Annotated in this window: 12 protein-coding genes; 6 read left to right on the top strand and 6 right to left on the bottom strand. The window is 62.9% G+C overall.

Annotated features, from left to right (window positions below; translation table 11 throughout):
- Positions 1–2 precede the first annotated feature (2 nt).
- Positions 3–1,163 carry a glycosyltransferase family 4 protein gene (locus tag IG169_RS09800; RefSeq protein ID WP_193176013.1) on the bottom strand — a complete coding sequence of 387 codons (1,161 nt, stop codon included), beginning with the start codon at positions 1,161–1,163 and terminating at the stop codon, positions 3–5.
- 8 nt (positions 1,164–1,171) lie between these two features.
- On the opposite strand from IG169_RS09800, the gene IG169_RS09795 reads away from it, so the two are divergent.
- Positions 1,172–2,035, top strand: coding sequence for a D-glycero-alpha-D-manno-heptose-1,7-bisphosphate 7-phosphatase (locus IG169_RS09795; protein ID WP_343225631.1), 864 nt, complete (start codon positions 1,172–1,174; stop codon positions 2,033–2,035).
- Here IG169_RS09795 and IG169_RS09790 read toward each other — a convergent pair.
- Positions 2,028–2,747, bottom strand: a complete 720-nt coding sequence (locus tag IG169_RS09790) for a sugar phosphate nucleotidyltransferase (protein ID WP_193176011.1) — start codon at positions 2,745–2,747, stop codon at positions 2,028–2,030. The genes IG169_RS09795 and IG169_RS09790 overlap by 8 nt on opposite strands.
- On the bottom strand, positions 2,747–3,322 hold the full coding sequence (locus IG169_RS09785; protein WP_246717277.1) for a D-sedoheptulose-7-phosphate isomerase: 576 nt from the start codon (positions 3,320–3,322) through the stop codon (positions 2,747–2,749). Before IG169_RS09785 ends, IG169_RS09790 begins: the two co-directional genes overlap by 1 nt.
- Positions 3,323–3,558: 236 nt before the next feature.
- Here IG169_RS09785 and IG169_RS09780 point away from each other — a divergent pair, with 236 nt between their 5' ends.
- From IG169_RS09780 to IG169_RS09765, 4 genes are read left to right on the top strand one after another with little or no spacing between them, the layout of a single operon-like run.
- Positions 3,559–4,497 carry an NAD-dependent epimerase/dehydratase family protein gene (locus IG169_RS09780; RefSeq protein ID WP_193176010.1) on the top strand — a complete coding sequence of 313 codons (939 nt, stop codon included), beginning with the start codon at positions 3,559–3,561 and terminating at the stop codon, positions 4,495–4,497.
- A gap of 22 nt (positions 4,498–4,519) precedes the next feature.
- Positions 4,520–5,332, top strand: coding sequence for an ABC transporter permease (locus IG169_RS09775; protein ID WP_193176009.1), 813 nt, complete (start codon positions 4,520–4,522; stop codon positions 5,330–5,332).
- Positions 5,333–5,335: 3 nt separating this feature from the next.
- Positions 5,336–6,088: an ABC transporter ATP-binding protein gene (locus tag IG169_RS09770; RefSeq protein WP_193176008.1), complete on the top strand. Its 753-nt coding sequence runs from the start codon at positions 5,336–5,338 to the stop codon at positions 6,086–6,088.
- 40 nt (positions 6,089–6,128) lie between these two features.
- Complete coding sequence (locus IG169_RS09765; protein WP_193176007.1) at positions 6,129–7,250, top strand: glycosyltransferase family 4 protein; 1,122 nt, start codon at positions 6,129–6,131, stop codon at positions 7,248–7,250.
- On the opposite strand, the gene IG169_RS09760 is transcribed toward IG169_RS09765, so the two are convergent.
- Positions 7,210–8,532, bottom strand: a complete 1,323-nt coding sequence (locus tag IG169_RS09760) for a glycosyltransferase (protein ID WP_193176006.1) — start codon at positions 8,530–8,532, stop codon at positions 7,210–7,212. The genes IG169_RS09765 and IG169_RS09760 overlap by 41 nt on opposite strands.
- A gap of 9 nt (positions 8,533–8,541) precedes the next feature.
- Positions 8,542–9,840, bottom strand: a complete 1,299-nt coding sequence (locus IG169_RS09755; protein ID WP_193176005.1) for a glycosyltransferase — start codon at positions 9,838–9,840, stop codon at positions 8,542–8,544.
- A gap of 109 nt (positions 9,841–9,949) precedes the next feature.
- Between IG169_RS09755 and IG169_RS09750 the strand changes: the two genes are divergently transcribed.
- A complete protein-coding gene (locus tag IG169_RS09750) occupies positions 9,950–11,329 on the top strand; it encodes a DUF2793 domain-containing protein (RefSeq protein WP_193176004.1) in 1,380 nt (459 codons plus the stop codon).
- A 44-nt stretch (positions 11,330–11,373) separates the two neighbouring features.
- On the opposite strand, the gene IG169_RS24040 is transcribed toward IG169_RS09750, so the two are convergent.
- Entirely contained in the window at positions 11,374–12,129 is a 756-nt protein-coding gene (locus tag IG169_RS24040; RefSeq protein ID WP_193176003.1) for a class I SAM-dependent methyltransferase, read from the bottom strand.
- Positions 12,130–12,141 lie beyond the last annotated feature (12 nt).

The following is a 12,141-nucleotide window of genomic DNA, read 5'->3' as shown; positions in this document are numbered from 1 at the left end:
GACTAGCGGCTGTCCCGGAAAAGAATGTCGTGAACCTGTCTGCGCACCGCGCCGATATCGAATCCGTTTTTCAGGAAATGCTCACGCGATCTGCGGCCCATTTCTGCGACCAGATCGGGGTTTTCCGCCAGGAACGCGATCCGTTCGGCCGCATTGGCGACATCGATGTCGCCGTCGACGAGTGGCAGAAGATAGCCGTTTTCGCCGTCGATGATCGTCCGGCGGCAGCCCGCAATGTCGCTCGCGACGAGGACGCAGTTCATTGCGGCTCCCTCGAGCAGGACGCGCGGCAGGCCTTCGGCATAGATCGTCGGCAGCAGGATGACATGCGCCTTCTTGACCAGCGCCGGCATATGGCTGACATGGCCGAGAACCTCGAGATTACGCGGCATGTCCAGGTCCGTAATGTCGACGGAATCCGGATCGTCCCGATCGTGAGTACCGGCGACGAGAAACCTGATATCCGGGCCGGTGCGCTCCATGCGCCGTGCGATTTCGACGAACGACAGGATGCCTTTCGACCTCAGCAGCCTGCCGGCGTAAAGGACCACCAGCGCCGGCGGTGACGGACGATCGGGAACCGGGTGGAAGACATCCTCGTCCACGCCGGTGCCGGCGATGACTTCGGTGCGCTCGCGCGGCACGATCCTTTCGCTGACCCAGACGGCGCGATCGTCTTCGTTTTCGAAGAACACGCTGCTGTTTTGTGCCGACAGGCCGATGCGCAGCATCCTGGCGATCAGCCGCCGCCGCATCGTGGCCCGTGCATCATTCCCGGCATTTGAAAAAACGCGTCCGAGGCCTGGACTTGCCATGACCAGCCGCGGCCGGTTTCCCGTCACGAGCGCGGCGAGGCGCGCAGCCAGCCCGCCAAACAGGTTGGGCTTGATGGTGATCGTGTGAACGACGTCCGGCCTCTCGCGAATGAGCGTCCGCGCCATCTGAAAGAACAACAGCAAATCGAGCAATGGCCGGAAACGATATCGGTCGCATGCATAGCGGCGTATCGGAAAGGTCAGGCACGGCGGGATGCCCGGGAACGCGCCACCGCACCAGGCAACGACATCGACGCCGGATTCCGGCAGCGTCTCGAACATCGGATACCGGTGTGCGAGAAAATACCGGTAGTCGTTGCAGAAGATGACGAGTTTCTTGCGCCGCATGGGATGAGTTGAGCACCGAAGGGTCTGGACGGGGAAGCGTTTCGTTGCAGGAGACGGTACAATCGTCCCGCTGTCTATCCGTTGGCCGCGAGGCGGGCAACCGTCACCCCGTTGCGTTTCGGGTGCGCGCCATGCACATGGGACGCAGTATCGCGATGTGCCGTCGCCAGGATTTTTCACGCATGACGCAAAGGACAGCAATGCTCGATAAGCATCTTCGGGATCAAGGAACCTGGTCGCAGCGGATCGGGCGTGGAGATTTCGCCGGCCGGCCGGCCCTGTTTCTGGACCGTGACGGCGTCATCGTCGAAGAAGTGAATTATCTTCACCGGATTTCCGACGTCCGTGTCATTCGCGGCGTGGCCGAAGCGATAGCCGCCGCCAATGCGCTCGATATCGCGGTTGTTGTCGTGACCAATCAGGCCGGCGTCGGCCGCGGATATTTCGATTGGGCGCAATTCGCCGAAGTCCAGCAGTACATTCTCGACGAACTCGCCGAAACCGGGGCCCGGGTCGATTTGGTGCTGGCCTGCGCTTATCACGCCGAAGGCCTGGGAGAATTGCGGGTCGACGCGCACGGATGGCGCAAGCCGCAACCAGGAATGCTGGAGGAAGCGCGCGCAAGCCTCGGTGTAAAACTCGAAAACTCCTACATCGTTGGCGACACGGTGTCCGACATGCAGGCCGGATTTCATGCCGGGCTACCGGGCGGTGCCCTTGTCCTGACCGGCCATGGAGCCCGTGACCGGGACCTCCATGCGGAGGCGCTGGACGATTTGATGCGGGAGGGTTTCGCGCTCGAGATCGTCGAGGAACCCGCCGCCGCGATGACCGGCTGGCTGACACGGGCCGCTGGAAAGCGCTCTAGCTGAAATTCTCGTCGATAAAGCGCTCGGCCTGCACGACCGTTTCCGGAGTCCCGATGTCGATGAACGCGGTTTCATCGAGCCGGACGACGCCGAGGCGGCTTCCGGACGCGATCATCTCGGGGATCAGGTCGTGTTCCATGCTCGATGCGCCGTCTCGATGAATCCGCCGCAGCAGGCCGGTGCGAAACAGGTAGAAACCGCTGTTGATATAGCCTTGGCCTGGCACTTTCTCGCGAAAGGCATCGAGACAGCCGTCTTCTCCGATCGACAGGCTGCCATATCGCGCCGTATCCGTTACATGCAGGCCGATCAGGCCGCCATCGAGGTTGTCGCGTGAAGTCAATGCCAGCAACTCGGGAATGCCCGACATGCAAAGTCCGTCGCCATTGGCGACGAGCGTCCATTCGCCTTCGCACAAGTCGAGGCAGTTGAGGACTCCGCCGCCGGTTCCAAGCGGCGTCTCTTCGCGCCGCGTCAGCCGCTCGATGCCCGGAAAACCTGAGTTCGCGACCCAGTCGTCGATCCGCTCGGCGCGATAGCCCGTCGAGTAGATGAACCTTGTGAGACCGAAATCGGCGAGATAGCGGGTCAGCCAGTAGAGGAAGGGCTCGCCCTTGACCGGGATCATCGGTTTCGGCGTCTCGGGATAAAGCGACTGGATACGCGTGCCGCGTCCGCCGGCCAGGATGACGACGCTGATCGCCCCGGTGGCCATTATGGCGCGTCCGCGAAAACGCGCGCTTCCACCTGTTCGCACAGATAGTGATAGAGGCAGATATGCACCTGCTGGATCAACGGCGTGGATTTGGAGGGGACGGCGATGAGGGCGTCGCTGTGTTCCGCCATACGGCCGCCGCCTTCGCCGGTCAGTCCGATCGTTTTCATGCCGGCGCGGCGAGCCTCGGCGAAAGCGTTCACGACATTGGCCGAGTTGCCCGACGTGCTGAGGCCGATGATCACGCCGCCTTTTGTGCCATGGGCTTCGACCTGGCGGGAAAACACGGTCTCGTATTCATAATCGTTCGACCATGCGGTGAGAATCGCCGGGTTGGCGGAAAGGCAGATGCAATTGAGCGCCTTGCGTTCCTTGAGAAACCGGCCGACCAGCTCGCCCGTGATGTGCATCGCGTCGGCAGCCGATCCGCCATTGCCGCAAACGAGAATCGGAGCGTTGTTGCCGGCGGCCTCCGTCATCCACTCGATTGCCTTCCCGGTCGCGTCGGCGATTTCGGATGTTGCCGACTTTTCAATGACTTCCGCCGAAGTTCGCAGATAGTCGATGATGCTCAAACCGGACTCCTCGCAGCCGTCTCTGGCCTTTGTTCTCGTTTGTTTTTCTTTCGGCCGGTTTGGTCTTGCATAGCGTAAAATGATCCGCAAGCGCATTGCGATTTCCAGCGCCCTGTCGGGTGCGACATCTCTCATCGGGATTACCCGGGCGAGATTGTCCAGCGTCATTGCAATGGCTGCGGTGTTCCAATAGGGACACTCCATCCAGAGACATATTTTCCACGAAAGAGGATCCGATGAGCGAACACGTTCTTGTCACCGGTGCAGCGGGTTATCTGGGCTCGATCCTCGTGCCCGAACTCCTCGCGAACGGCTACTCGGTGACGGCGCTCGACACCTATGCAAGGAATGATGGCGCGCTGGCGGCATGCGCCGCTCATCCGAAGTTCGAACCGGTTCGCGGCGATACGCGCGACAAGGATCTGGTCAAGGGGCTCGTCGCCAGGTCCGATATCGTAATTCCCCTGGCGGCCCTTGTCGGCGCCCCTTTGTGCAAGCAGGACCCGCTCAACGCGCAGACGATCAACCAGGACGCCATCGTCGACATTATCGCGATGATGAGCAAGCAACAGCGGATCGTCTACCCGACGACGAATTCCGGTTACGGGATCGGCACGCAGGGGGAACACTGCACGGAGGAAACCCCGCTCAATCCGATCTCGCTCTACGGCGTGACCAAGGTCGAGGCGGAGAAGGCGGTGCTCGCCCGCGAAAACGGGCTGACCTTCAGGCTGGCGACGGTATTCGGCATGGCGCCTCGCATGCGTGTCGACCTGCTCGTCAACGACTTCACCTATCGGGCGGTCATGGATCGCGCCGTGGTCATTTTCGAGGGCCACTTCAAGCGCAATTACATCCATATCCGCGATGTGGCGAAGGCGTTTCTGCATTCGCTGCGGAACTTCGAAACGATGCGGGGCAACGCCTACAATGTGGGCCTGTCCGACGCCAATCTCTCGAAGATCGAGCTCTGCCAGACGATCCAGAAATATGTACCGGAATTCGTCTATCTCGAGGCGCCGATCGGCGAGGATCCCGACAAGCGCGACTACATCGTTTCGAACGAAAAGATCGAAAGGACCGGCTTCAGGCCGGACCATTCGCTGGATGACGGCATACAGGAACTCATCCGCGGCTACCGCATGATCCGCAATGTCAAATTCAGCAATGTCTAGGGCCGATTCGGTTGGATAAATCGTGACCACCGCATCAACGCACAAGCCGACACGCTACAGTCTTGCCTGGGATGACATCCGCACGTCCCTCGTCAATGTGCGATTCTGGGCTACGCTTGCCTGGGTGGATATCGTGCAGCGGTATCGCGGCTCGATTCTCGGTCCGTTCTGGCTGACGATCAGCACGGCCGCATTCATCTCCGGTATCGGGCCGCTTTATTCCCTGTTGTTCGGACTGGAGTTGCGGGACTATCTACCCTATCTGGCGTCGGGCGTGATTGTCTGGAACCTCATCCTGTCGACCGTCAACGACTCCTGTTCCACCTTCATCAATGCCGGCCCGCTGATGAAGCAGATGCGTATTCCCCGCATGGCGCATGTGTTCCATCTGATCACGCGGCACGTCATCATTTTCGCCCATTCCATCCCGCTGTTTTTTGTTGTTCACGCGTTTCTCGGGCTTCCCTGGGGATGGCAGATGCTTTGGGCGATTCCCGGCTTCATCCTGCTGACGGCGATCCTGACGAATGTGGCCATCATTTTCGCGATCATTTCGGTGCGTTTCCGCGATTTCATTCAGGTTGTCGCCTCGGTCATGCAGATCTCCTTCTTCCTGACACCGGTGATCTGGCATGTCGGTGAACGCCCGGCATTGCGCTTGGCGGCCGATCTCAATCCGTTGGCGGCGCTGATCGCTCTCATTCGCGCGCCTTTGCTGCTCGAACCGATATCGCCAGCGCATATCGCCTGGGCCGTCGGCGGCGTGGTCGTGCTGTCGGCAATTTCCTTCCTGCTGTTTGCGCGTTATCGCCGGCGCATCATCTTCTGGGTTTGATCATTGGCTGAGATCGTCCTCGATAAAGTCACCATCGAGTTCCCGCTCCTTCACGTGGGTCACCGCTCGCTCAAGAAGACGCTCGTCTCGCGCGTGACCGGCGGGATCATCCTGAAGGAAGCGAACACGCCGACGATCGTTCGCGCGTTGTCCGAGATCTCGGTGCACATCAAGTCGGGCGACCGTGTCGGCATTGTCGGTCCGAACGGCGCCGGCAAGACGTCGCTGCTGCGCACGATGGCCGGTATCTACGAGCCGGTTACCGGCGACATGCGCGTAAGCGGAGACGTGGCGACACTGCTCGAGATCGCAGGCGGCATGCGTCCGGAGCTGACTGGCTTGGAGAACATCCATCTGCGCGGCTTGCTGATGGGCCTGTCGAACAGGCAGATTCGCGAAATTACGCCGGAAATCGAGGATTTCACCGGACTGGGCGATTTCCTGAACATGCCGATGCGAACATACTCGTCAGGGATGCGGGTGCGGCTCGCCTTCGCGCTGGCGACGGCGATCAAGGCCGACATCCTGCTGATGGACGAGTGGGTGCTGGCCGGCGATGCGGGATTTGCCGCCAAGGCGACAGAACGTCTGGAATCGATGGTGACAGGGGCGAATGTGCTTGTGCTGGCCACGCATAACAACAACATCATCCGCAAATGGTGCAACAAGGCGATCTACCTTCGCCAGGGCGAGGTGATGATGTTCGACGATGTCGAGGAAGTCGTGTCCGCCTATCTGAAGGACGCAAAGACATAGATCCCGCCGGTTGCCGGCCGTGTCGCCCGGGAGGCGTGCGATGAAACTCGCGATTCTTGGTCTTGGACGGCGCGGCGCCAGCGTTCAGCTGACGAGCCGGCTGTTCGAGGCCGCGCGGGAGATGCAAGGCGTCAGTCCGGCGGTCGTCGTCTCGCGCAGCAACGAGATGGCGGGAATGTTCGAAACGCTCGGACCGGACGGGCTGTTTGTCGACACTGTTTCCGCGTTGGGCCCCCTCGGCCTTTTGACGAACTATCTGCGCGCGCGGCGGCGCATCCTGCACTGCTTGCAGGAGATGGGAACGCAGGCGGTATTCACGGTCATGCCGCATGTCTGGACACCGCTGCTCGCGCGCGACATCCAGCGCCTCGGCATCAAATACGCGACGCTGATTCACGATGTGGGCATGCATCCCGGCGATCCGACCGCGCTTGCGACCCGCTGGCTGCTGAGCGAGGCGAAAAGGGCGGATCTCGTCGTTACGATGTCGCAGTCGGTGACTGAGCAACTGCGCCGCGTTTGTCCGGACCGCCACGGGCGTATCGTCACCGCGTTCCATCCCGATTTCACCGCCCGCAATGCCCCGTCAGCGCGAAAGCGATCGCCGCAGCTCCCGCTTCGGATCCTCTTCTTCGGCCGTATCCTCGCCTACAAGGGGCTGCCGATGCTTGTCGATGCGTTCGAGGATCTGAAGGCCAGAAACGTGCCGGTGACGCTCTGTGTGGCCGGAGAAGGCGATCTGGGCGCGCAGTCGCCGCGGCTCGCGGCCTTGGGCGCCGAGGTTCACAACCGCTGGTTCTCCGAAGCCGGGATGCATGAGCTCTTCGCCGGCAGCGATGCCGCCGTGCTTTCACACGCCGAAGCCAGCCAATCGGGCATTCCCGCGCTCGCCTACGCACATGGCCTGCCGGTCGTCGCGACGCCTGTCGGCGGGCTGAAGGAGCAGGTGGATCACGGCCGGACCGGTCTTCTGGCTACCGACACGAGCGCCAGGGCGCTTGCGGACGCCATCGAGCGGCTGGCGACGGACTCGGCGCTCTATGATCGGTGTTCCGCCAACATCGTCGCCGGGGCGGAACGGCGCTCTCCAGCGCGTTTCATGGCGCTGCTCGCCGAGGAAATCAGCTCGCTGCTGCGTGATTCTCCGGCCCCTTCGCGCTGATCAGCATCTGCACCAGGCGATCGGCATTGTGCTCTTGTCTCACGCGGTCCTTGGCGCCGCGCGCCGCTTCGGCCAATTGCGGATAGGTCTCGATCGCGGAGCGAACCGCTTCGGAGAAACTTCGCTTCGCACCGAAGGTCATGGCCGAACCTTGCGGCGCTTCCTCCGACAACCAGGAATCCTCGGGAACGACGACAGGTTTGCCCGCCGCCAGGGCCTGGACCAGGATCCCTGAACTTCGCCTGCGATAGAGATCGCCGCGATAGGGAAGGAGAACGATATCGGCCGAAAAGATCAGCTCCTGGAATTCCGGCACCGACAGCTCCCGATCGATCAGTTGGACCTGCGTACGCGGATAGCGCGCGAGCTCGGCGGCAGCTCGCGCCACGGCGGCCTCCTCCAAGCTTACCGGAATGTTCGACTGGGCGAGGATCTGCACGCGGCCGGTAGAGAGGAAGTCGGGCTTCAACGCCTTGGCGAGGTCCGGCAGGAGATCGAAACCCTTTTCGCTACGGGCATTGCCCAGATAGGTCAACCGCAACGGTGCGCCGTCGTCATGAGGCCTGGGCGGCAGTTCTTCCAGGCAGTGAGGGATGGGAAGGACGCGCACCCGCTCCTCGCCGACCAGCGCGTTGTATTGGGACGCCAACTGGCGCGTGTCGGAATAGAGATGCAGGCGTCCGGCAAGCTTCTCGTTTCCAATAAGCCTCACAAGCGCTGCCTGTATGCCGCCCCAGGGGTCGGAGGCGACTTTCGCCTCCTCGGCATCGCGCCTCAGCACGATATGGAAATGCGGCAGGACGCCGGCCGTGGACAGCGCTGCGGCGAGCGCGTGCAGTTCGGCATTGAAGAAGGAATGGATGAAGATGTGGTCGTCGGCAGTCATCTCCATCGTCCGCAGGCCTTCTAAAAGACGCTGCCCGAAGGCGGGCAGGGGCGGCGGCGCGGATGTCTTCGGCCGGGCGCCGGACAGCAGATGTTTCGCCTGCACACCGGCAACGACAAGCGGACGCCGCAACGCGGCCGGCGCCAGCGAGATGGCGGCAAAGGCAAGCCGTGTCGCGCCGCTCCTGTGCGCGTCATAGGAGCTTTGGGCAAACCAGGGGAGAACGGGAACCGGAAAGATGTCGTTCATCGAGAATCGCGCATGGGCGAGAATCTGCACATCCAGCCCCAGCGACTTGCCGGCCCGCGCGACAGCAAGATCGTATTCGAGGTGGTGGCCGTCGAATCCTTGCAGCGATTGGTCGACGATGACCAGCTTGGCTGGGCGTGGCGGCATGGATTTTCCCTAGACGGTCCCGATTTCGTCCAGCAGGGACATCGGCGGAAGTGGTGTTGCGGTTTGGCCTTTTGCAAGCTGCGGCAGGATATGGGCCAGCGCGTGTTCCATACTGGGGCCGGTCACCGCTTTCAACACATCCTCTGCCTGTCGCGAGCGAGCTTCGGCGTCGGCCAGCAATGCGAGGATGCGCTCGCTCCAGACGCCGCCGAATGCCTCGCTCATGGCGAGCGCGGACGGTATGCCGAGGCCCCGCAGCGCCGAACGGGTCGCAAGCAGCGGCTTGCCATGCTCGATGGCCTCGAGCGTTTTGGTTGCGGTTCCGGTGCCCGAGAGCAGCGGCGCTATGACGAGGCGCGCGGATGCATAAAGCGCGTCGAGCGTATCGCAAAAACCGAGGCAGGCGATGGTCTGCTGATCGGACACCAGGTCGGCGACCGCATCGCCGGCCGCGCCCGCGATCGCGAGCGTCACGCCTTTCGGCGCGAGATCGGGCAGGAAACATCCGGTCAGAAAAGCGCGCAGACCCTCTATGTTCGGTCCATGCCTGCCACCGACGAACAGAAGGTCCAGCTCCGTGCGCCGCGACCAGGCGTCGTTCGAAGGCCTGCTGCGTGCGCCGCAGGCCGCGAAGACGTCCGCAAGGTTCCGGTATGTCGCCGCTTTCTGCCGCGCCCCGCGCAAATTCTCCGGCATGATCGGCAGGCCGCTATGGACGCGCGCGTCCGCAAGCAGCGCGCCGAGACGGCCCGCGTCTTCCCGGTTGAGCGTCATCAGCGCCGGCCGGTTCGCGAGCATTTCGAGGAAGCGCCGCGACGACGGTTTCGCCGGCAGGTCATGCAGGACGAGCAGCTGGTGCGTACGCGGCGCCAGCGCATCGGCAACGGGAAGGCCCGGCAGGTAATTGGCGATGACGGCGGCCGGGCGGGGGCTGACCCCGTTTTCCGGCGGCGCGGCGAGCCGGGCGAGGTCGACATCGGCCTCCGGGCCGAACGGACGCCGCAGGACCGACCGCAGCGCCGTGCGGATCCATGCCGGCAGCATCGCCGCCGATCGCCGCGTCGAACCGATACCCGCGAGCGGGATGCCGAGTTCGCGCGCGCGCGTTTCGATCAGCGCGCGCTTGGCCGCGCTTGCCCGTCCGCCGGGGCGTATACTCGGCGCGGCGACGAAGAGCAGCGGCAACGCGCCGAATCTGCGCACGGCCGCGGCCTGGCAGCGCAACACCCGCAGCGATCCCGCGGCATCGACGAGAACGGAGTCCGGGCAGACGATTGCGACGGCAGGCCGGTCCGAAACCTTGTCCAACGGGTTCTTTTCCCTTCGCGGTCAGCGCCGGCGGCGCGCCAATTGAGCCGGACTTATCCAACGTTTTCCCGCCCGCCCGATAATGGCCGGACAAACCGGAGACGCGAACATGACGGAATCGACCGACAATCTGAAGCTTCCCTATATCATGCCGGCCCAGGCGCAAAAGCACGTGACCCACAACGAGGCGCTCAGGCTGCTCGATGCCGTCGTGCAATTGTCGGCGGCAAGCCGCGTCTTGTTCGAACCGCCCGACGCTCCCGGGGCCGGCGCGCGCTATCTGGTGGCCGCCGGCGCGTCCGGCGACTGGGCGGGGCACGACGATGACGTGGCGGTCTTCCAGGATGGCGCATGGGTTTTCCATGTGCCGCAGCCGGGCTGGCGCGCGCATGTGCTGGACGAGGGCGCGGACGTCGTCTGGGACGGTGCGGCGTGGCAGTCTCCGGCCGCCGGCGCGAAGCTTTTCGGCGTCAACGCGGTGGCGGATGCGACCAACCGGCTCGCCGTTTCTTCTCCCGCATCCCTCTTCACCCACGAAGGCGCCGGCCACCGGATGAAGATCAACAAGGCGGCGGCGGGCGACACCGGCAGCGTGCTCTACCAGACCGGCTGGTCGGGCCGGGCCGAGATCGGGCTGTGCGGCGACGATGATTTCCATTTCAAGGTCAGCCCCGACGGCAGCGCCTGGCACGAGGCGATGGTGGTGGACAGGGAGACCGGCCGGGTCGGCTTTCCCTCCGGCGGCGCGGCGGAACTGCTTGCCGCCGGCCGCACCTACTATGTTCGCGCCGGGGGTTCGGACGGCAATGACGGGCTGGCTGCGGGGACCGCTTTCGCGACGATCGGCGCCGCCACCGATGCGGCCGCCGCGCTGCTTTCCGGGCCTTTCGACGTCACCATCGACGTCGGTGCGGGGACGTGGGCGGAGGATGTCACCCTGCCGAACATGCTCGGCTCCGGCACATGCACCCTGATCGGGGCGGGGTCGGCGTCGACCACGATCCGGAAGGTGACGCTGGCGCCGAAATCGGTCTGGACCATCGGCGCCTTCAGGCTCGATGGCGGCACGACGCTGCTTTTCGCCGACAGCCACGCGCTCGCGATCATCGATGCCGGTCTGGAGTTCGGCGCCGCGACGGACCAGATCTGGGTCGGCCCGCACGCGACCTTGCAGGCGACCGCGAACGGCGACTACACCATCTCGGGCGGCGCGGCGCGGCACTGGCGGGTGGAAAGCCAGGGCGTGCTGAACCTGTATGGCCGGACGATCACGCTGAGCGGCACGCCGGATTTCTCCAGCCAGTTCGCCTATGCGGTCAATGGGAGCAAAGTGATCTGCGGGGCGGCGACCTTCTCGGGCGCGGCAACGGGCGCCCGGTACTTTGTTGGCAACCAGGCGGGAATTTTCACCAACAACGCCGGCACCGACTATCTGCCGGGGGATGCGGCGGGAACGACGGCGACGACAAGTGGGGGGATATATGCCTGATTATTCGCTCGTACGAATATGCTCCATCTCCTCGCCGAGAACGGCTACCTTTCCGGCAAGCGACGATACGCTGCTATATCGGGTGTTTCTGCAATCAATTGCATGTGCTGATCGCAAAGCGCCTTGAGTCCGATAATGTCGGGCCAAGGCCAGTCATCGAGAATAATCACACCATCCTCCGCGAGCAGTCCCATTGAAAGGCCGAAGTCGACGGTTGGCGCCATTCCGTTGTGAAGCCCGTCGATATAGATGAGATCGAATTCCTGGTCCGCGCAGAGCAAGCCGCGGAGTCCGACGTCACTTGTGACGCGCATGAGCGAAACGTCGACGCCCAAAAGCTCATAGAGTTTCAGTGCGGCGCTCATCGTTGTTTCAGTACTGTCCTTGCGAACCGATCCTGTCGCTGGATGATCCTCCTGATACCCATCTTCGAAATACGGATCTATCGAGACAAGTCGGCCAAGGATGCCTTGCGCGTCCAAAAGCGCCGATACGACACTCATGGACACACCCTCAAATGAACCGATTTCGAGGAAATTTATCTTCCGTTTGAGATGAGCTAGCTCTTGAACGACCGACGCGAAAAATTCGAACCCGTCCGGGTGGATCGATTTGCTGAATCGCATGCCCCTTTGAGCGCCATACACCTCATGCAGCAGTCCGACGATCCTGCTGTGGATATCGCGGCATTCCGGACGGATATCCTCTATGGTCATCCGGCGGCGACGGTCTTCGGAAAGCCGCAGGAACCTGCTGATTAAACCCGGATCATTATGCTTCGCGAAATGCTCGGTTTTCACGGAAAAGTCCCC

Source organism: Oricola nitratireducens, assembly GCF_014904745.1.
In the GTDB taxonomy this organism is placed as follows: Bacteria; Pseudomonadota; Alphaproteobacteria; order Rhizobiales; family Rhizobiaceae; genus Oricola; species Oricola nitratireducens.
This window is presented reverse-complemented; position numbering and strand designations above follow the sequence as displayed.